Annotated in this window: 22 protein-coding genes; 10 read left to right on the top strand and 12 right to left on the bottom strand. The window is 65.7% G+C overall.

Annotated elements, in window-relative coordinates:
• Positions 1-45: 45 nt before the first annotated feature.
• Positions 46-903 carry a PAC2 family protein gene (locus ACOOGG_RS03775; RefSeq protein WP_420432435.1) on the top strand — a complete coding sequence of 286 codons (858 nt, stop codon included), beginning with the start codon at positions 46-48 and terminating at the stop codon, positions 901-903.
• Between the two features lie 16 nt (positions 904-919).
• Here ACOOGG_RS03775 and ACOOGG_RS03770 read toward each other — a convergent pair whose 3' ends face one another.
• Both ACOOGG_RS03770 and ACOOGG_RS03765 read right to left on the bottom strand, forming a co-directional pair.
• Positions 920-1,453, bottom strand: coding sequence for a UGSC family (seleno)protein (locus ACOOGG_RS03770; RefSeq protein WP_420432433.1), 534 nt, complete (start codon positions 1,451-1,453; stop codon positions 920-922).
• Positions 1,454-1,466: 13 nt separating this feature from the next.
• Positions 1,467-2,528, bottom strand: coding sequence for a hypothetical protein (locus ACOOGG_RS03765; RefSeq protein ID WP_420432431.1), 1,062 nt, complete (start codon positions 2,526-2,528; stop codon positions 1,467-1,469).
• 27 nt (positions 2,529-2,555) lie between these two features.
• Between ACOOGG_RS03765 and ACOOGG_RS03760 the strand changes: the two genes are divergently transcribed.
• Positions 2,556-3,350, top strand: a complete 795-nt coding sequence (locus tag ACOOGG_RS03760) for an SDR family NAD(P)-dependent oxidoreductase (RefSeq protein WP_420432429.1) — start codon at positions 2,556-2,558, stop codon at positions 3,348-3,350.
• 28 nt (positions 3,351-3,378) lie between these two features.
• On the opposite strand, the gene ACOOGG_RS03755 is transcribed toward ACOOGG_RS03760, so the two are convergent.
• Positions 3,379-3,942: a nuclear transport factor 2 family protein gene (locus ACOOGG_RS03755; protein ID WP_420432427.1), complete on the bottom strand. Its 564-nt coding sequence runs from the start codon at positions 3,940-3,942 to the stop codon at positions 3,379-3,381.
• Positions 3,943-4,071: 129 nt separating this feature from the next.
• Between ACOOGG_RS03755 and ACOOGG_RS03750 the strand changes: the two genes are divergently transcribed.
• The 6 genes from ACOOGG_RS03750 (at position 4,072) to ACOOGG_RS03725 (ending at position 10,749) form a co-directional block, all read left to right on the top strand.
• On the top strand, positions 4,072-4,980 hold the full coding sequence (locus ACOOGG_RS03750) for a branched-chain amino acid ABC transporter permease (protein WP_420432425.1): 909 nt from the start codon (positions 4,072-4,074) through the stop codon (positions 4,978-4,980).
• Between the two features lie 37 nt (positions 4,981-5,017).
• The gene (locus ACOOGG_RS03745; protein ID WP_420432423.1) at positions 5,018-6,358 is read left to right on the top strand and encodes a branched-chain amino acid ABC transporter permease; all 1,341 of its coding nucleotides are present in this window, start codon (positions 5,018-5,020) and stop codon (positions 6,356-6,358) included.
• Positions 6,355-7,188, top strand: coding sequence for an ABC transporter ATP-binding protein (locus ACOOGG_RS03740; RefSeq protein WP_420432421.1), 834 nt, complete (start codon positions 6,355-6,357; stop codon positions 7,186-7,188). The genes ACOOGG_RS03745 and ACOOGG_RS03740 overlap by 4 nt, the downstream gene beginning before the upstream one ends.
• Positions 7,185-7,982: an ABC transporter ATP-binding protein gene (locus tag ACOOGG_RS03735; protein WP_420432419.1), complete on the top strand. Its 798-nt coding sequence runs from the start codon at positions 7,185-7,187 to the stop codon at positions 7,980-7,982. Before ACOOGG_RS03740 ends, ACOOGG_RS03735 begins: the two co-directional genes overlap by 4 nt.
• Before the next feature lie 137 nt (positions 7,983-8,119).
• A complete protein-coding gene (locus tag ACOOGG_RS03730; RefSeq protein WP_420432417.1) occupies positions 8,120-9,487 on the top strand; it encodes an ABC transporter substrate-binding protein in 1,368 nt (455 codons plus the stop codon).
• A 29-nt stretch (positions 9,488-9,516) separates the two neighbouring features.
• Complete coding sequence (locus tag ACOOGG_RS03725; protein WP_420432415.1) at positions 9,517-10,749, top strand: cytochrome P450; 1,233 nt, start codon at positions 9,517-9,519, stop codon at positions 10,747-10,749.
• An 18-nt stretch (positions 10,750-10,767) separates the two neighbouring features.
• Here ACOOGG_RS03725 and ACOOGG_RS03720 read toward each other — a convergent pair whose 3' ends face one another.
• From ACOOGG_RS03720 to ACOOGG_RS03680, 9 genes are all read right to left on the bottom strand, one after another.
• Positions 10,768-10,887 carry a YHS domain-containing protein gene (locus ACOOGG_RS03720; RefSeq protein WP_420432413.1) on the bottom strand — a complete coding sequence of 40 codons (120 nt, stop codon included), beginning with the start codon at positions 10,885-10,887 and terminating at the stop codon, positions 10,768-10,770.
• On the bottom strand, positions 10,884-11,765 hold the full coding sequence (locus ACOOGG_RS03715; RefSeq protein ID WP_420432411.1) for an XdhC family protein: 882 nt from the start codon (positions 11,763-11,765) through the stop codon (positions 10,884-10,886). Before ACOOGG_RS03715 ends, ACOOGG_RS03720 begins: the two co-directional genes overlap by 4 nt.
• Positions 11,766-11,808: 43 nt before the next feature.
• Positions 11,809-14,160: an aerobic carbon-monoxide dehydrogenase large subunit gene (locus tag ACOOGG_RS03710; protein WP_420432409.1), complete on the bottom strand. Its 2,352-nt coding sequence runs from the start codon at positions 14,158-14,160 to the stop codon at positions 11,809-11,811.
• A 9-nt stretch (positions 14,161-14,169) separates the two neighbouring features.
• Positions 14,170-14,649 (bottom strand): (2Fe-2S)-binding protein, encoded by a 480-nt coding sequence (locus ACOOGG_RS03705; RefSeq protein ID WP_420432407.1) that lies wholly within the window; start codon positions 14,647-14,649, stop codon positions 14,170-14,172.
• Between the two features lie 2 nt (positions 14,650-14,651).
• A complete protein-coding gene (locus tag ACOOGG_RS03700; RefSeq protein WP_420432405.1) occupies positions 14,652-15,515 on the bottom strand; it encodes an FAD binding domain-containing protein in 864 nt (287 codons plus the stop codon).
• Positions 15,516-15,596: 81 nt separating this feature from the next.
• Positions 15,597-15,992: a type II toxin-antitoxin system VapC family toxin gene (locus ACOOGG_RS03695; protein WP_420432403.1), complete on the bottom strand. Its 396-nt coding sequence runs from the start codon at positions 15,990-15,992 to the stop codon at positions 15,597-15,599.
• Positions 15,989-16,228, bottom strand: a complete 240-nt coding sequence (locus tag ACOOGG_RS03690; protein WP_420432401.1) for a hypothetical protein — start codon at positions 16,226-16,228, stop codon at positions 15,989-15,991. Before ACOOGG_RS03690 ends, ACOOGG_RS03695 begins: the two co-directional genes overlap by 4 nt.
• A 53-nt stretch (positions 16,229-16,281) precedes the next feature.
• Complete coding sequence (locus ACOOGG_RS03685; RefSeq protein ID WP_420432399.1) at positions 16,282-16,638, bottom strand: NYN domain-containing protein; 357 nt, start codon at positions 16,636-16,638, stop codon at positions 16,282-16,284.
• A 155-nt stretch (positions 16,639-16,793) separates the two neighbouring features.
• Positions 16,794-17,714 carry a Dyp-type peroxidase gene (locus ACOOGG_RS03680; protein ID WP_420432397.1) on the bottom strand — a complete coding sequence of 307 codons (921 nt, stop codon included), beginning with the start codon at positions 17,712-17,714 and terminating at the stop codon, positions 16,794-16,796.
• Positions 17,715-17,829: 115 nt separating this feature from the next.
• Here ACOOGG_RS03680 and ACOOGG_RS03675 point away from each other — a divergent pair, with 115 nt between their 5' ends.
• The gene (locus ACOOGG_RS03675; RefSeq protein WP_420432395.1) at positions 17,830-18,624 is read left to right on the top strand and encodes an enoyl-CoA hydratase/isomerase family protein; all 795 of its coding nucleotides are present in this window, start codon (positions 17,830-17,832) and stop codon (positions 18,622-18,624) included.
• An 8-nt stretch (positions 18,625-18,632) separates the two neighbouring features.
• Complete coding sequence (locus tag ACOOGG_RS03670; protein WP_420432393.1) at positions 18,633-19,799, top strand: acyl-CoA dehydrogenase family protein; 1,167 nt, start codon at positions 18,633-18,635, stop codon at positions 19,797-19,799.
• Position 19,800: the final 1 nt, after the last annotated feature.

The raw sequence follows: 19,800 nt of genomic DNA, 5'->3' as shown, positions 1-19,800 counted from the left end.
GCTATCTGGCTTGCCCCACCGCCGTGCCGGTGCGAGTCTTGGGCCATGGCGGAGGAGCTGGAATGGTTGATCGACCAACCTTCCCAATCCAACCCGGTCATGGTGGTGGCTTTGGAGGGTCTGTTCGACGCGGCTGACGCGGCCACCACTGCGGTGCAGCTGATGAAGGAAAGCGCCAACGGCGTCGAACCCCTGGCCCGCATCGACCCCGAGAGGTTCTTCAACTTCCAGGATCGCCGACCCGAAGTCCGTCTGAACGACGAAGGAAAAAGAGTCATCGACTGGCCGACCACCGAGGTGGCCGGGGTTGAGCGCTACGGCGCCAAGCACTCCCTAGTGGTTGTCGACGGCGTGGAGCCCCACCTGAGGTGGCGCACCTTCGCCGATTATCTGGTGGAAGTGGCCACCGAGTGCCGGGCCGGACTGGTGGTCACGTTGGGGGCCATGGTCGGCCTCGCCCCTCACACTCGACCGCTGGGAGTGGTGGGCAGCTCCACCAACGCCGAGCTGGCTCGCATGTTCGGCTTGGGCCGCCCCACCTATGAGGGCCCCACCGGCCTGGTGGGCGCACTTCACGACGCTCTAGACCAAGCCGGCATCCCGGTCATCTCTCTGCGAGTATCGGTACCCCATTACGTGCCCGGACCGCCCAACCCCGAAGCGACCCGCTCGCTGCTCAAGCGGTTCGAGCTGATTACCGGCATCATCACCGACCATGACGAGCTCGATGAGGCCGCCGCCGCCTGGCGAGAGCGGGTCGACACCGCCGTAGCCGGCGACGATGACCTCAGGAACTACGTCGCCCAACTCGAGCGCCAGATCGACGAGGCCGACGACCTCCTCCCCACCGGCGACGACCTAGCCACCCAATTCGAAGCCTTCCTCCGCGACCCCTGGAAATAGGGGCCGAGAGCCCCCTCTAGTTCACCGTCAGGCGGGCGAGGGCTTCGTCGATGATGGTGGTGGCCAGTTTTTGGAGGGACTCGTCGTCGAGGGTGGAGACGGGATGGGGGACGGTGACCGCGGGGTAGGAGGCCATGCCCACGGTGGGGGCGAAGGACTCGACCACCGGCTCAAACGGCTCGGTGATCAGAAGCATCGAGGGAATGCCTCGGGACTCCATGTGAACGGCATCGTGCAGACTGCACGCGGTGCAGGCCCCTCAATCGCCCAGGCCGGAGATGATGAGGTGGGAGCGGGCGGCCAGCATCTCGGCAGCGTCGGCGTCGATGGGCTTGCCGGCGGCTGATTTGGAGTGGACCATGATGTCGGCCACCGGGAGGCGATCCCGCAGGCCCTCGGCCACATAGGTGAGCAGCTCCTTGGCGTTGTTCTTGGCGTTTTCGATTACACCGATCACTACCGGTTCACTGGGAGTGCGACGGGGGGCCATCGCCACCTCATCTACCTGGGCTTGCTCGTACACCGGTGACAGAACGGTTACAGACGACATGCGATCTCCTCCCTTACGCTAAGGGTAGTCCATCACCCGGAGCGGCCACCTTGCGGGTGGTGGCCTCCGAGTGCACCGTCGGGGCCCAGTTGGGGATGTAGGCCGACCAACCGGCCCCCGGACTGCCCGCGGTTACCAGAAAGATGTCGTGGGGCCCCCGCACCGTGTTGAGCTTGCCGTCGGCGTCGGGAGTCATGTCGTTCTGGGCGGTGTACTCCAACAGCACACCGCTATCCATCAAGTGCTCGGGGGTCACCCTGCTGTGGGTGGCCAGGAACTCTCGCACCATCTGCTTGGTCCATCCGGCTTCGGCCAGGATCTGACGGTGCTCGTGGCCGATCACCAGCAGCACCTGGTGCTTTTTTGCCACTGCGTAGGTGGCCGGGTTGGTCATGGCCGCGGCAAAGGTCAGCAGGATCCCCTCTGGGTCGCCGTTGAGATGGTTGGCCACCTGGTGCGGGCCCTCCGATGGGAACATCGTCACCGTGGTGTCGCCCTCGCCGTAGCCCAACTCCACCCGCAGCGGCGGCCACCCCTCCGGCGGGGGCTCCTCGGCCACCAGCATGGTGAACTTGCCGGGATGGCCCAGCGACGAGCCATCGAGGCTGTCGGACCGGGCCCCCAGCACGTTCATGGCCACCAGACGCAGGGTTCGGCCCACAGTGGCGTTGGCCCGGTAGCCCGGCCCCAGCGCGTTGCGGAAGGAGTTGAAGCCCAGATCGGCCACCAGCGGCCCGCTCACCACCGCACACAGCGCCGCGCCGCCGGTGGAGGTCACCACGGTATGGCACCCGAACCGGGGGTCGAGCATGGCCGACAGCCCGGCCAGTACCACCGGGAAGTACTCGGGGCGACATCCGGCCATCACCGCGTTGACCGCCGCCTTCTCCGCGGTCACCTCCCGGGATCGCTCCGGCACGTTGCCGACAATGTCGCCCGCCCCCACACCGGCGTAGTCGAGCATGGCCTGAACCCGCTCCGGGGTGGGCGGCACCACCGGGAGCCCGTCGGTCCACCCCCGCTCGAAATACTCCTCCTGGACTTCCACCTCATCAAGCACCAACTCCTGAGCCATACGGCGAAACTAGTAGGGTCCGCCGCCATGACCGGAAGACTGGCAGGCAAAAGAAGCATTGTGACTGGGGCGGGCTCTGGTATTGGCAAGGCCGCGGCCCAGCTGTACGCCGCCGAGGGCGCACAGGTGATGTGCGCCGACATCAACGCCGACGCCGCCGCGGCCACCGCGGCCGAGATTGGCGATTCGGCCATAAGCCTACGGGTGGACGTGACCCAGCCCAGCGACTGCCGGGCCATGACCGAGCAGGCCGTGTCCGCCTTCGGAGGCCTCGACGCGGTCTACGCCAACGCCGGTGTTGACGGTCCGGGCCGGGCCGGCGACCTCAGCCTCGAGGAATGGAACCGGGTCATCGGGGTGAACCTCACCGGCAAATGGCTGTCGGTCAAGTTCGCCCTACCCCACCTCATCGAAGCCGGCGGCGGTTCGCTGGTGCTCCAAGCCAGCGTCGGCGGGGTGATCGGGGTCCCAGGCATAGCCGCTTACGCCGCGGCCAAGGCCGGGGTGATCGGCCTCACCCGGCAGATGGCGGTGGACTACGGCCCCGACAACATAAGGGTCAACGCCATCTGCCCGGGCACCGTGCCCACCCCCCTGGTGCGGGCCACCTACGAGAAGCGGGGCGGGTTCTCGGCCACGGCCAACGTCGCCGCGGACGCCACCGTCGACGAGATGATCGAAGCCGCCGTGATCCGTCACCCCATCGGACGCCTGGGCACCACCACCGACATCGCGCAGTTGGCCCTCCATCTGGCCTCCGACGAATCGTCGTGGACCACCGGCACCGCCATCGTCATCGATGGAGGCATGTCGGCCGCCTGATTATTCGGGGAGCTCAGCCGCCAACCGATCAGCCGACGGCGGCGAAGAACTTCTTCCAGGTATCGAGGCTCTCGGGAATCTCTGCGGGGCCGACGGTGCCGAAATAGCGCTTGCGGTCGTCGTCGCAAAGCCCCCCGTCGGCCAAATCGGCCATGTCCATGTAGTAGATCATGGCCACCTTCCGCTCCACGAAACACCAACGTCCGTCTTCCACCTGGTACTCGTCGAAGTAGCGCAGGGCGGTCACCAGCGTTCGCCCGTCGAGGGCCAGCTCGGCGTGGGCGTTGACTTGGCCCGTGGCATGGCCGGGGCGGTCGGGATCCAGCTCGATAACGTGGCTGTGGGGGTAGTGGTAGGTGGCGCCGAACGCGGCCATGCGCTCGGTGTAAAAGTCGATGACCGCCTGACGTCCCTGGTTTGCCACCATGCCATCGGCCAAGCCGAACTTGGCATCAGAGGTGAACATGTCGGCCAAACTCTCGATATCCCGGTCGTCCACCACCATCCCGTAGCGGGCCACCAGGTCGCGGATTTCCCCGAGAGCCTCTAGGCGGGCGATGCGCTCTGACAGGCCACCGGTCTCACTGGTCATTCCGCTTGCCTCCCTGTTCTCAAGCCTCCGACGCCCAGGGCGGGACCATCGGGATTTGTCGGCTTCAGCGAGCGAAAACTACCGTCACTGCCTGTCGAGCGGCAACACCCGGTCGACCTGAGGGGGGCCATGCTTCTAGCTTTCGGCAACTTCACGGCTGATCCCAGCATCAACTTGCAGCTGTTGATCGGCGGTTTGGCGCTCGGGGCCATCTATGCCGTGGTGGCTCTCGGCTTCGTGCTTGTCTACAAGAGCACCGACGTTTTGAACCTGGCCCACGGGGAGTTCCTGATGCTCGGGGCCTATTTCGCGCTGACGTTCTTGATTTCGGAGAACCTCAACTTCTTCTTGGGCGTCTTCGTGTTGCTGCTGGTCATGCTGGTGTTCGGCCTCTTGGTTCATTACGGGATCATGCGAAGAATGGTGGGGCAGGGGTTTTTCGCCATTGTGCTGATCACGCTGGGCATTGCCACGATCATCCGCGCCCTTTTGCTAATCTTCTACGGCCCGACCGAGCGAGGCCGCCTCGACTTGCTGCCCCAGGGCAGCTTCGAGGTCGGCGGGGCCACGGTGAGGCATGTGGATCTCGTCATCTTCGCCGTGGTGGCGGCGTGCGTGCTGTTGTTCTTCTTATTCTTCAAATACACCCGCCTGGGATTGCACATGCGGGCGGTGGCCGACGACATCGAGGCGGCCGCGGCCATGGGCATCGACCCCGACAAGGTATACGCCATGACCTGGGCCGCGGCCATGGTCATGGCCGGTATCGGCGGGCTGCTGTTCGGCCACGTAACCGGCGCCATCGACCGGAGCATCGAAGCCATCGGCCTGCGAGCCTTCCCGGCCGCGGTGGTAGGCGGTCTCACCTCGCTGGGGGGCTCCATCGTGGGCGGCCTAGTGGTTGGGGTGATCGAGCAGTTCGCCAACGGCCATCTGGGCACCAAGTGGCGTGAGCCGGTGGCCTTCTCGGTGATGTTCCTAGTGCTGCTGGTGCGGCCGACCGGCCTATGGGGCCGCAAGGACTTGGAGCGGGTATGACCCGAATGGCAAAACACTCACAATGGTGCGACTGCCGATGACCGCCACAGAAAACCCGGCCGCCCGCCAAGAGCCCCAGACCTACCGGCCCTCGGGCCTCCAACGGGCTCTTCCCTTCATGATCGCCGCAGTTGTCCCCTTCGTACTGGGATCGACCACCGGCGACTTGAACTTCTGGTGGAAGGCGGTGATCACCGTGGCGGTGCTGGCCGTGGTGGCCCGGCTGGCGTGGAAGTGGACGCCGCGGGGCGAGCTCACCCACCGCGAGGACATGCGGCTGTGGCGCACCCCCAGCAGCCGATCCTGGGCCGCCGCGACCGCCTTCGGGCTGCTGGTGCTGCCTTTCATATTGGCCTCCGACTTCAACCCGCCCATGGAGTTCCCCTGGGCAACATGGTTCTCGGTGGTCAACCTGGTGCTCATCTACGCCATGGGGGCGGCGGCATTCAACCTGCTGGTGGGCTACTCGGGCCAGATCAGCTTGGCCCATGTGGCCTTTTTGGCCTTGGGCACCATCGTGGGCGGCATCGTAGGAGTGCAGTGGAGCGGGGGGAACATGTGGCTGGCCCTGCCGGCTGCGGCCGTTGCCGGAGCGGTGGTTGGTGCCATCTCTGGCTTGCCCGCGCTGCGGCTCAAGCACCTGTACCTGCTGCTGGCCACCTTCGGATTCCACTTCGTGATGATGCTGGTGTGGCGGGAGTACCTCCAGGAGTATTTCGGTTTCGTGGGCATCCGCTTCAAAGGTGAGAACTCGCCGCGGATCGCCTCATGGCTGCACTGGCTGCCCGGCATCGACCCCGACGACAACGGCGAGTTCATCATCAACGGCCAGTTCCGGTGGTACTGGGTGATCATGCCCATCACGGTGCTGTCGATCTTGTTCATGGTGAACGTGGTTCGGACCCGGGAGGGAAGAGCCTTCGCCGCGGTGCGCGACCGCGACGTCTCAGCCTCGCTGCTGGGCATCAACGTGGCCCGGTCCAAGCTCATGGCCTTCGCGGTCTCGTCCGCGGTGGTGGCCATGTCGGGCACGCTGGCCTCGTTCTACATCGGCTCTCGGGGCGAGGACAGCTTCAACGTCCAGACGGTGTTGAACTACGCCATCATCATCGTGGTCGGCGGCTTCTCCAGCATCCAGGGGGCCATCTTCGGCTCCGCGTTCTTCTGGTTCCTGCCCGAGTGGTTCAAGTGGGCCCGAGAAGAGCTCTGGTTCGTGCGCGACATCGACTTCCTCAGCGACTATCCCAGCGAGATCGACTTGGCCATCAAGGGGTTCTTGGTGGTGATCATCTTGATGTTCAAGCCCGATGGCCTGGCTGGCATGTGGAAGGACTTCAAGGGCTGGCTGAGCCGGTCCCTGACGAGGAGCAACCCATGAGCAACGGCGGGCTCGACCTGAGGATCAAAGACCTGACGGTGGTGTACGGGGGCGTAACCGCTCTGAGCGACGTGAGCATCGCCGTGCCCTCCGGCGGTTTCGTGTCGGTTCTGGGCGCCAACGGTGCGGGCAAGACCACCCTGGTCCGATCGGTCACCAGCCTGCTCTACCTCCACAAAGGCCGAGTGCGCCGGGGCAGCATAGAGCTGGGCGGCAACTCGATCTTGGGCAAGAAAAGCCCTGACATCGTGGCCGCCGGCGTGGCCCAGGTGCCCGAAGGGCGAAAGCTCTTCCCCAACCTCACGGTGAAGGAGAACCTGCTGTGCGGTGCGGCCAGCCGCAGCGACGTCTCCGGCATCGACGAGTCGCTGGAGCAGAACTTGGAGCTGTTCTCCCAGCTTCGCCCGCTACTCAACCAGACCGCCGGGCTGCTGTCGGGGGGTGAGCAGCAAATGGTGGCGGTGGGCCGGGCGCTCATGTCGCAGCCGTCGCTTTTGATCTGCGACGAGCTGTCGCTGGGCTTGGCCCCCAAGATCGTCCACCGATTGTTCGAGCTGCTCACCGAGATAAACGACACCCGGGGCACCTCGATACTGGTCATCGAGCAGAACGCCAGCTTGGCCCTCGAGCACGCCGCCGAGGCCTACGTGCTGGAGTTGGGCCGGGTGCTCTTGGAGGGCAGCGCGGCCGAGCTTCGAGGCAATCCAATGGTGCAGGAGCTGTACTTGGGCGGCGGCGGCGAGGCCCACACGTCTTATGCGGCTATCGAGCGGCCCGGTCGAAGCAGGCCCCTGGAACATGGCCAGAGGCCGCCGGTGGCAGAATCATGAGCGATCCCATTTTGAGCTTCGACGACTTGACCGTGCAGTTCGGGGGCGTCAGGGCGTGCGACTCGATCAGCGGCAGCGTTGAGCGAGGCGCCCTTTTCGCGCTCATCGGCCCCAACGGCGCCGGCAAAACCACCTTGGTAAACGCCATCTCCGGCGTCTACAAGCCGCTGGCTGGCGCCAAAGTCCAGTTCCACCCCAACAACAAGCCCACCGAAGACCTGCTGTCGTACCGACCCTTCCAAATAGCCCGCCTGGGGGTAGCGAGGACCTTTCAGAATCTCGGGTTGTTCATGGGCGAGAACGTGCTCACGAACCTGCTGCTCGGCCGCTACATCCACGAGCACACCCGGCTCATCGAAGGGGGCCTGTTCACCCGGCGAGCAGTCAAACGGGAGCTGGCAGCCCGCCAGGCCATCGAGCGGGTGGTGGACTTGCTCGACTTGGGCGCGTTCAAGCGAGAGCCGGTGGGCGACTTGCCCTACGGGGTGCAAAAGCGAATCGAATTCGGCCGAGTGCTGGCCATGGAACCCGAGCTGTTGATGCTGGACGAGCCGATGGCTGGAATGAGCGTGGACGAGAAGCAGGACATGATCCGCTACATCTACACCGCCCAAGACGAGCTCGACATGACGGTGTTCCTCATCGAGCACGACATGGGCGTGGTCATGTCGATCGCCGATCATGTGATGGTGCTCGACTTCGGCCAGAAGATCGCCGAGGGGACCCCTGCGGAGATGCAAAAGGACGAGCGGGTCATCGCCGCATACCTCGGCACCGAGATGGCCGAGAGCTGAGAGCGACGCAGATTTCGTGTCTGACGCCCAATGTGAATTAGGGTGATCTGTTGGAGGGCCAACTATTGAACATTCGATTGTTGGGCTGTCAGATGAGGTCGCCTAATGGCGGCAAAAAAGACAAGAGGGGAAAACCTATGACTTCACGCTGGCTGAAGGTTCTTGCAGCATTGTTCGCGTTCGCACTGATCGCGGCAGCCTGCGGCAACGACGACGATGACGGCGGCGCTGCCGCTCCCGCGCCAACGGCTGCTGCAACCGAAGCGCCGGCGCCGGCGCCCACCGAGGCCCCTACGGAGGCGCCAGCCCCTGAGGAACCCGCACCGATGACAGTTCCCGACAACCCGGACAACGGTGTGACCTCCGACTCCATCAAGGTGGGTTGGATGGGCGACCTGACCGGGCCCACCGCATCGTCCCAGTCGTTCAACAGCCACGGCATCGAGGCCTACTTCGAGTGCGTCAACGAGGATGGCGGCATCCTCGGGCGGATGATCGACTACCTGCCCGAAGACGACCAGTTCGGCGCTGAGACCGCGGCCATCAACTTCACCAAGCTCACCGAGGACGACAAGGTGATCGCCCTGCTCGGCTTGGGGGGCTCGCACATCAGCACCCAGCTCCAGCCCGACGTGGAGGCCTTGAACCTGCCGGTGATAGGCCCGCCCCAGACCATCGACATCCAGCTCGAGGGCGACCAGTACTTCAACAACCTGGCCCACTACGGCGACCAGGCCGACCTGGCCGCCGGCCAGATCGCCGCCGATGTGGGCGGCATCGAGAACGCGGTGGTCATGGGCATCAGCCTCGAGGTGCCCTCCGGCACCGAGTTCGCCGCCTACGTGGAGCAGTCGGTGAACAGAGCTGGCGGCACCTATGTGGGCACCCAGTACGTTGCCCCGGGCGCGACCGAGGTGGTCGCCCAGATGACGGCTCTCCAAGAGGGCATCGACAACGACGGCGTGAACTACGTGACTCTGCACGGGTCGCCCGGCGCCGGGCTGGTGGTCATGCAGGGCATGGCGGATGCCGGCATCACCGATATCCCCATCATCGGCATCCACGGCATCGCGGCCAACTCCATCTGGACCGAGGGCCCCGAAGAGGTCAGCGACCACACCTTCGGCATTCACTCGTTCTTGACCGCCAACAACGACATCGAAGCCTCCGCTGACATGGAGCGGTGCGCAACGCTGGCCGGCTACGACGGCGAGCACCTGAACCTGAACTTCTCCCACGGCTTCCTCAACGGCTACGTGTTCCACCAGGCCATTGAGCGGGCCGCAGAGACCGGCGAGCTGAGCCGCGAGAGCCTGACCGAGGCCCTCAAGGGAAGCTTCGACACCATGGGCATCACCTGCCCGATCGACTGGAGTTCCAGCAACCACAGCCAGTGTGGAGCGGCGTTCTCGCTCGACCCCAGCACCGGCGGCATGGTTCCAGCCAACCCGTTCGCCTTCTACGCCGACAATTTCGACGGCGAATACGGAATCGAGATCGGCTAGCCGAATCGCCTAATCGAAAGGCCCCCACGTTGTCGGACTCCAGTGCGGTCGCTGAAGAGTTTGCGGCCTACCTGGCCGACGACGTGGGGGCCGACCCCTTTCCCATCTTCCGCCGGATGCGGGAGGAAGCCCCCGCTTTGTGGGTTGAGCCGCTCCAGGCGTGGGTGCTGACCCGGTGGGACGACATCACCTCGATGCTGGAGGACGGTGACAGCTTCGGTCCGCTGATGAACCAGCCGGGCACGTCCAGTATCTTCGGTCGGGCCATCTTGCAGATGTCGGGCGACGAGCACCGCCGCAAAGACGCCATTTTGGCCAAACGCCTGCGGGGTCCCCGCTATCTGGGCTCGACCATCGAAGAGATCGTCTCCGGGCTGGTCCACGAGTACGGCGAGCAGCTCCCGGTGGCCCCCGAGGCCGCCGACCTGCGCACCGGGCTGACCGAGCCGGTGCCGCTGGGCGCCATTGCCGAGCTGATGGACATGGGCGAGGCCAGCAACTTCCGCAACTGGTACAACGACATCGTCGCCGCCGGGACCTCGAACGTGACCCGCGACCCGCAGGTCCACGCCCGGGGGGAGGCCGCCCGAGACGAGCTGTTCGACTTCGTCACCCCGAGCATCGAAGAGCGCCGCACCTGCCCCGGCGACGAGCTGCTGTCGGACTTGTGCTCGATGGAGTACGAGGGCGAGCGGCTGTCCGACGACGAAGTCCGCAGCTTCACCGCGTTCTTGCTCTCAGCCGGGATCGAGACCACCGACCGGGCGCTGGCCAACCTGGTCAAGCACCTCATCTTGCAGCCCGAGCAGTGGGAACGCCTGAAGGACGACCCCGAGCTGGTCAGCTCCGCGGTCACCGAGATCCTGCGGTACCGGCCCCCGGTCCACGTAACCATCCGCATGGCCAAGCACGACCTGGCAGTAGACGGCACCACCATTCCCGAGGGCAGCAAGGTGATGTCGTTCGTGTCCAGCGCCAACCACGACACTGCCCGGTTCGACGACCCCGATATGTTCGACGTGGGCCGATTCCAAGGCGAGGAGCGCCCCAACTACACGCCCATAGGCCCGGTCCGGGCGTTCGGCGGCGGCCCACACACCTGCACCGGCTCACTCTTGGCCAAACTGGAGATGGAGCGCACCCTGGAGTACCTGCTCGACCGGTTCGACCGATTCGAGTTCGCCGGCGATGTTCCTCCCGACACCGGCATCGTGCTCCGCTCCCCCACCAGCCTCGACGTAGTCCTCCACGCCGCCACCTGACCGGCAAGCCTGGGCGGTCTAGGAGGCGAACACCTCCGGCTCAGACACAAAGCGCTCCTGGCAGCCGGCGGCGCAGAAGTAGTAGTCGGTGCCGTCGTGGACTGTGTGGTAGCGGGCGTCGGCCACCAGCACGGTCATGCCGCATACGGGTCGATGGCATCTTCAAGACGGTCTCCGCGGCCAGAAGCGGTCTCGGCAGCGAGCTGTCCCTCAGCCCGGCGGGCCACTAGGTCGGCCATGACCGCTGCGGCGATCTCCCGGTTGGGAATTCGCCCCAGGTCCATGCCAGCGGGGGCGTGCATGCGGGCCAGGTCGTTGTCGCCAAACCCTTGGCTGCGTAGGTAGTCGCGCATCGCTTCGGCCCGCTTGGCCGAGGCCACCAGGCCGATGTAGCCAGCGTCGGTGCCCAGGGCAACCGCCAGCGCCACATCGTCGTAGTGGCCTTGCGTGGCCACCACCACAGCAGTGGCCTGGTCGATGGCCAGGCTGCTCAAATCCAAGCTGGTGCACACCAACTCGGGGTTCGCGTGGTGGTCGGGCTGGCCGCCGTCGTCGACGATCGCCGCGTCCCAGCCAATGGCTGCGGCCACCGAGGCGATGGCGTCCACTGCCGGCGTGCGGCCGATCACCACCACCTGCGGCGCAGGCAGGCTCGGCTCTAGGTAGATCTCCATCGCTCCCTCCGAATCGCAGGCCATGGCAATCGACCGCAGCCCGTCGCTGTGGCCATCGGCCTGGCCGGAGGCAGGACTGCGACTTCGGTCTCGGCCGTCCATTGGCCCCAAGCACAGCAGCCGGGACTCGCCGTGGTCCAAGCAGGCCAGCGCCTCCACAATCACGGTGGGCTCGGCACATGCCCCGCCCAGCCAGCCCCGCATCGAGCCATCGGGCAGGATCACCGCCTGCGATCCCTGCTGGCCCGACGACGGCGCCCGCCGCCAGATCACCGACGCCAGCACGAACGGCTGGCGCTGTTGGCGCAGCTCAACCGCCCGGGCCACGACGTCGACGTTCACGCCTCTAGCCAGCCTGGTCTACGTTCACAGCAAGGGCACCAAATCAGCCGGCTTGGTCGATGGCGGCCCACACCCGGTCGGGAAGCACCGGCATATCGATGTTGCGGACGCCAAGATGGGCCACCGCGTCGATCACCGCGTTCACGAACGCAGCGGGCGACCCAACGGTGGCCGACTCGCCCACGCCCTTGGCCCCGATGGGGTGATGGGGCGAGGGTACTTCGGTGGCCAGCAGCTCGAACCGGGGAGTCTCCCAGGCGGTGGGCACCAGATAGTCCATGAAGTTGGCCCCGATGCAGTTGCCGTCGTCGTCGAAGGTGATCCACTGCATCGACGACATGGCGAATCCCTCGGTGAGGCCGCCGCAGATCTGCCCTTCCACGATCATCGGGTTGATCCGCACCCCGCAGTCGTCCAGGGCCACCATGCGCTGCACCTCCCACACTCCGGTGTCGGGATCCACCTCCACCACCACGATGTAGCTGCCGTAGGGGTAGGTGAGGTTGGGCGGGTCGTAATAGGTCACATCCTCCAAGCCGTACTCCATGCCCTCGGGCAGATTGGTGTAGGCGGCCAGGGCCACGTCTTGGATGGTGACCGACCGGTCGGGGCTGCCCGCCACCGAGAACACCCCGGAAGCCAACTCAATGTCCTCGTCGGCCGCCTCCAGCAGGTGGGCGGCGATTTTCTTGGACTTGTCGGCCAGCTTGCGGGCCACCACTGCAGTGGCCGCCCCGCCCACCGGGGTGGAGCGCGACGCATAGGTGCCCAGCCCGTAGGGAGTGTGGTCGGTGTCGCCGTGCTCCACCTTGATGTCGTTGGCCGGAATGCCCAGCACCTCGGCCACGATCTGGGCGAAGGTGGTCTCATGGCCCTGGCCCTGGGTCTTGACCCCCAGCTTCAAGATGGCCTTGCCCGTGGGATGCACCCGCAACTCCGCCGAGTCGATCATCTTCAGCCCGGCGATGTCATAGGTGCGCGACGGCCCGGCCCCCACCGCCTCGGTGAAGTGGGCGATGCCGATGCCCATGAGCCGCCCCTCGGCCCGGGCCTCGGCCTGTTCCCGGCGCAGGTCCTCATAGCCCACCTCGTCGAGGGCGGTGCGCAGCGCGGTGGGATAGTCGCCGGAGTCGTAGACGAACCCGGTGGCCGTCTCATAGGGGAACTGCTCGGGCTGGATGAAGTTGCGCAACCGCATCTCGGCCGGGTCGATGCCCACCTCGTAGGCCGCGTTCTGCACCAGGCGCTCGATGAGATAAGAGGCCTCGGTGATGCGGAACGAGCACCGGTAGGCCACCCCGCCGGGCGCCTTGTTGGTGAACGCGCCTCGGCAGTCGATGTGGGCAGCGCCGAAGTCGTAGCTACCGGTCACCACGTGGAACAGCCCGGCCCGGAACTGAGTGGGCTGAGCGTCGGAGTAGAACGCCCCCTGGTCCGACAGCATGTTCACCCGCAGCCCCAGAATGCGGCCCTCATCGGTGACGGCCAGCTCGCCCTTCATGTAGTAGTCGCGGGCGAAACCGGTTGAGATGAGGTTCTCGGTGCGGCTCTCCACCCACTTGACCGGTTGGCCGATGAGCAGCGACGCCGCGGTGGCCACCACATAGCCCGGGTAGATGGGCACCTTGTTGCCGAACCCGCCGCCGATGTCGGGGCTCACGATGCGGATGTTCTGCTCGGGCAGCCCGGCCACCATGGCGAACAGGGTCCGGTGGGCGTGGGGGGCCTGCGAGGTCATGTAGATGGTGGCCTGGCCGGTCACCGAGTTCACGTCGGCCAAGATGCCGCACGTCTCCAGCGGGGCGGGATGCGACCGGGGGTAGTGGGTCTCCAAGGTGACCACCCGGTCGGCCTGGGCGAAGGCCTCTTCGGTGGCGACTTTGTCACCCGTTTCCCAGGTGTAGGCCAGGTTGTCGCTCTGGCCCTCCTTCTCGTCCCGGATCAGCGCCGCCCCCTCCTCCAGGGACTGCTGAGGCGTGGTGATAGGAGGCAGATCCTCGTAATCCACCTCAATGAGCTCGAGGGCGTCGGTGGCGATGTAGGGATCGGTGGCTATCACCGCGGCCACCTCTTGGCCCTGGTAGCGCACCTTGTCCGTGGCCAGAACGGCCTGGGTGTCGCCCGACAGGGTGGGCATCCACGCCAGCCCGTGCTGGTCCATCAGATCGCCGGTGACCACGGCCACCACGCCTTCGAGGTCGGTGGCCGCCGAGGAGTCGATGCCGTTGATGCGGGCGTGGGCCAGCGGGGAGCGCAGGATGGCCATATGCAGGGTGTTGGGCAGCTCGATGTCGTCGAGGAAGTTGCCCTGGCCCTCGATCAACCGGGCGTCCTCTTTGCGCTGGACGCTGTGGCCGATGCCGCCGATCTCAGCTGGCGTTGTGGGTGCAGACATGTTGGCTCCTCAGCTTCCGTTGGACGACTCGGCCACTCGGGCCGCCGCCGTTCGTATGGCCTTTACGATGTTGATGTAGCCGGTGCACCGGCACAGGTTCCCCGAGATGGCCCAACGCACCTCGTCGTCGGAAGGGTCGGGGTTCTCGGCGATGAACGAGGCGCCCACCAGCATCATTCCCGGTGTGCAGAACCCGCACTGGAGGCCGTGGTCGTCGGTGAACGCCGACTGGATGGGGTGCAGCCCGTCGGGGGTCTTGAGACCCTCCACGGTGGTGACCTCGGCCCCGTCGGCCTGGGCGGCCAGCACGGTGCAGGCCTTGACCGGCTTGCCGTCCATGAGCACGGTACACGCCCCGCAGCTTGTGGTGTCGCAGCCCACATGGGTGCCGGTGAGCCCGACCGTGCGGCGGATGTGGTCCACCAGCAGAGTGCGGGGCTCCACATCGCTGGCGTGGTCGGATCCGTTGATGGTGACTGTGATCTCCATGGTCAGCTCCCTTCGGCCTGTTGGGCGGCGGCAGCCAGCCCCCGCTTGGTATAGATACGGACCACCTGGCGCTTCCAGGCGGCGGTGCCCCGGACGTCGTCTCGGGGTTCAGCGGCCACCGCGGCCAGCTCGGCGGCCTCGGCGAAAAGCTCAGCTGAGGGCTGATGGCCCACCAGCAAGGCCTCGGCGTCGGCCGCCTTGGTGTTGATGGGGTTGACCGAGGTGAGGGCCACCCCGGCAGCGGTGATGGCCCCGGAGTCGTCGAGCTCCAGATGGGAGGCCACCGCCACCGTGGCGTAGTCGCCGATCTTGCGCTCCAACTTGAGATAGGCCCCACCGCAGCGGCCCGCGGGAACCGGGATGCGGAGCCCCACCACTAGCTCGTCTTCGCTCAGCGTGGAAGTGAACGCCCCGTCGATGAAGTCGGCAATGGGGACGGACCGCTCGCCGTTGGGCCCCTGGACCACCACATCGGCCCCGGTGGCCAACAGCACCGAATTCCAATCGCCCTCCGGATCGCAGTGGGCTACCGAACCGCACATCGTCCCCCGGTTGCGCACTAGGGGATCAGCCACCCACGGGGCAGCGGAGGCAATGGCCCCGAACGTGACACCAGAAGCCACCACATCGGCATGGCGGACCAGCGCCCCAACGTGGAGGTACCCGTTGTCCCGCTCGATGGCGTCCAAATCGGCGATGCGGTTGATGTCAATCAGCGTGTCGGGGAACGCCACCCGCATCTTCATCATGGGGATGAGGCTCTGGCCCCCGGCAAGGAACCGGCCCCCCTCCCCCGCGGCTGCCTTGGCCTCCACCGCTTCCCCAACGGTCTGGGCCACGACTAAGTCGAATCGTGAAGGGAACACCAGCAATCCTCCCCTGGACTTCAAATGCTCCCGTCACCCTATCCCCCAACCCGAACACCCCGCTAGAAATGGGTTGGCAGCCTAGGCGATCCGGGAGCCCAGGACTTCGAAGCCGCGGTCGACTGTTCGGGCGGCCAGACGCTCGTCAAATGTGGCTACTGCCCTTGCCCGGTGGTGGAGGGCGGTGTCGAGCACTATGGCATCGGGAAGCCTGAGACCGGTCTCTGCACGCAGCAAGGCCCAGCGAATCGGCGCGTCGGGGTCGACATCAACCACGTCAAATGCGGCGCGAAGCTGCGAGGCTGCCTCGTCGAGCACGCCGAGTTTGGCCGGCGCCACCAAGCACTCCGCCAATGTGACCGGGTGGAGGAGCGCCACCTCTCCGGCGATCCCATCGTTATTGGCTACTGCTTCGCGGTGATGGTCGTCGCCGGGGTCGCGCAGGGCAACAACCCAGCTGGCATCAGCCACAATCACTCGGGCCAATCCTCGTCACGGTCGTAGAGTTCTGAGGAAGCGGGCAGAGAGCCGATGAGGCTCTCGCGAGCAAGAGCACGCGCCGACGGTGACTGTCCCCCCTGCGCCCAGTCCTTCATGACCAAGCGAATGAGCTTGGAACGGGGAACGTCAGTCCACCTTCGCGATGCTTCATCGAGGATCTCGGCAATCTCATCGGTTTCCGTTACCGGATGACGAGGACGGGTTGTCGGCATCGTCCCAAGTGTAACACTTGGTGCGACACTTTGGCCGGACGACAGCGAAATTCCTACCCCAACCGGCGATCTAACCGGTCGCGGAAGGCCCGGGCACCCACAACCACTGCCCCGTGACGGCGGATTTGGCGGGCCAAGTCGCGGTCGGAGGTGATTACGGTGGCCGACGAAGGATCGTCCATGTCGGCTACTTCTTGGGCAATACGGTCATCAGCAGCGTTGGGGCCGCGGCGGGAGGCGTAGGCCAACTCCACGGGTCCGTGTTGGCCAGCAGGCAGACTGGGTACCGGACGACCATCAGCGACCACCAAGGCCGGCACACCGGCATCACTGATGTCTTCAACCAGCCGAATCAGCGCGCCGTCGCGATCAGCCCACCAGCCGTCGGGCCGACACCCGATCACGTTCATGGCGTCAACCACTAACAAAATACCCCCTCAATAGCCCCACAAACGGTAGGCGTGGCGGGGGGTGGCCGGGCTCAGGGCGCCCGCCGCCCGGAGCTCGTCGAGGACGGCGGGCTGGGCCCGGACAGGACCCAACGCCACGCCGGATGGAGCAATCGCTAGGCCAGGCTGGCGTCGAGGCACTCCACGGAGGGAGCGAAGTAGTAGCTGCCCGAGGCCGGATTCGAGAAGTCGGTCAGCATATCGCGCACCTGGCCGTTGCGGCCATACATCGCATCCATGCGCTCCCGGAACGGGGCCTGGGTCTTGCAGAAGGCCATGAAGTACAGGCCCACGGTGCCATCGTGGAAGGCGTAAGGAGTGGACCGACGGGCGATCTCGTCCCGCTTGGGCTTGGACGCATCGGCGGTGTCGCCGTCGCGCAGCTCCACGTGGGAGAGGTGCGAGTGCGGGGCCTGCTCGTCAAGGCGAGTGGAATCGGCCTTGGTCCGACCGAAGTTCACCTCTTGGGTGGGCACGTCCAGCTTCTCCCAGGCCACCAGATCGTGGACCCAGCGCTGGGCGATGATGAAGCTGCCGCCCGCACCGGCCTCGCCGTCGGGAATGATGGCCACGGCGGGCTGATCCTCGTCCTCGGGGTTGCCGGTGCCGTCGATGAAACCAGTCATGTCCAGGCTCTCGCCGTAGATGAAGGTGGGGGTCTCCCGAGCTACGCTCATGCCCGCGGCGATCAGGGCCATGCGGGCATCCCACTGGGCCTTCCACACCAGGTCCTTCTCGTCGTGGGTCATCCACAACAGCAGTTCTTCCTGGGTGCCCTTGGCCTCGCGGCCGCTGCCGTCGACGGACTCCACCGTGTGGTACGGCTGGAAGTCACCGGGGATGTCATCGGTCAAGTCGGACAACAGGGTGGGGCCGAGCCCGATTACCAGGTTGATCCCCAGTGCGTCGCAGTTGCTGCGGCAATCGGAGATCGCCGACTTGATAGCCCCCAAGTCAGCCCCGTCGCCGCGGCTCAGGTGGACGTACCACTGGTACTTGCCCATATCGTTGAAAATTGCCGGCTGGCAGGTCGCCATTCGCCTCTCCTCCTTGAAAACGTCGACTTCTAGCGAAGTCTGGCACTATTGCCGGGCAGATTCATCTTGAAGGGCAAAAATCCATCCGCTGCTCCGACCAGGCCAGGAGAAAACCATGAATCCCGACGACTATGGCGCTTTGGAAGTGTCCACCGTCGATCGCATCACCACGGTGGTGCTCAACCGACCCGAGGCACGAAACGCCATCAATTCGGTCCTCCACGACGACCTCACCAGGGTGTTCACCGACTTGGACCAAGACCCCGACACCGACGTGGCCATCCTCACCGGGGCGGGAGGGGCGTTCTGCGCCGGCGGCGACATTCCCTGGCTACGCAGCATGGCCGGGGATGTAGCCGAGGTGGAGCGGGTGATCCGGGCCGACCGGCGCATCACCGAAACGGCGCTCACCCTGGAGAAGCCCATCTTGGCCAAGGTGGACGGCCCGGCGGTGGGGCTGGGCTGCTCGCTGGCGCTGTACTGCGATTTCGTCTACGCCGCTGAGCGTTCGGTGTTCGGCGACCCCCATGTGTCGGTGGGCCTCGTGGCCGGCGACGGGGGCGCTCTGCTGTGGCCCCAGTTGGTGGGCTACGCCCGGGCCCGGCGCTACTTGCTGACCGGCGATCTGATCAAGGCCCCAGAGGCGGTTGACATCGGCCTCATCACCGAGTGCGTTCCCGGCGACGAGCTAGACGACTCCGTGCAGGCCATGGCCGAGCGGATGCGCGACGGCGCCCGTCTGGCCATCAAGTTCACCAAGGCATCCATCAACGCCGGGCTGCGCCAGGTGGCCAATGCAGTGGTGGACCGGGCGGCGTCTACCGAGGGTCTCACCATGATGACCGAGGACTTCAAGATCGCCCTCGACGCCTTTCTGGCCAAAGAGCCCCCGAAGTTCACCGGACGATAGGCACCGCTGTGGACTACCCCACTGAGGCCGAGCACCACGCCCTGCTGCGGGAGACCGTTCGGCGCTTCGTCGAGGCGGAGATGCCCCGGGAGCTGGTCCGCCAGTGGGACCGCGAGAACCAATTCGACCGGGGCGTGCTTTACAAGCTGGCCGACCTGGGTTTGTTCGGCATCACCATCCCCGAGCAATACGGAGGGTCGGGACGGGACATAACCGCCACAATGATCGTGATCGAGGAGCTGTGCCGCCGCAGCACCGCGGTGGGCAGCGGCTATATATACGGTGCCTGCTATGCGGGTATGAACCTGGTGGAGACGGCCAGCGAAGCCCAGCGCCAAGAATGGCTGCCCCAGGTGGCCCGCGGCGAGATGCTGTTCTCCTATGGGCTGACCGAGCCCGACGTGGGCTCCGACCTGGCCAGCGTGACCACCACCGCTGTGCGCGATGGTGATGTGGTGCGGATCAACGGGGCCAAGCGGTTCTGCTCGGGCACCACCTACTCCGACTACATCTACGCCCTGGTCAACAGCAATCCCAGCGGCGAGCGCTACCGCAACCTGTCGTTTGTGCTGATTCCGCCCTCATCGCCGGGGGTGACCATCGAGCCCCAGCACGCCATGGGCCTCAAGGGGTCGATGACCACCGATGTCACTTTCAGCGACGTGGAAGTGCCCGCCGACAACATCGTGGGCGGCGACGAGGGATGGAACCAGGGTTGGGCCAAGCTGGCTGGCCCTGGATTGGACGTAGAGAAGATCGAAGTAGCCGCCATGGCTCTGGGCATCGCCACCGGAGCAGTCGAAGACGCCTGGAGCTACGCCCAAGAGCGGGTTCAGTTCGGCAAGCCGATAAGCAGCCACCAGTCCATCCGCCACATGCTCTCCGAGGCCCGCACTCGCCTGCTGGCATCCCGGCTGATGACCTACCACGCGGCCAAATTGCTGGATGAGGGCAAACCGGCGTCGGTGGAGACTTCGATGGCCAAGCTGTTCGTGTGCGACACCGCCAAAGACATCGTGCTGTCGATGCAGCAGGTGATGGGTGCCTACGGCTACGTGGAAGACTTCGACATGGAGCGGTATGTACGCGACGTGCTGGTCATGCCCATCATCGGCGGCTCTTCCGCCATCCAGCGAAACAACATCTCCAACCGACTCAAGCTAGCCAGGGAGTAGT

Source organism: Candidatus Poriferisocius sp. (assembly GCF_965214065.1).
Classification (GTDB): domain Bacteria; phylum Actinomycetota; class Acidimicrobiia; order Acidimicrobiales; family Bin134; genus Poriferisocius.
Note: the sequence above shows the minus strand (reverse complement) of the source record. Positions and strands in the feature narration are given on the sequence as shown.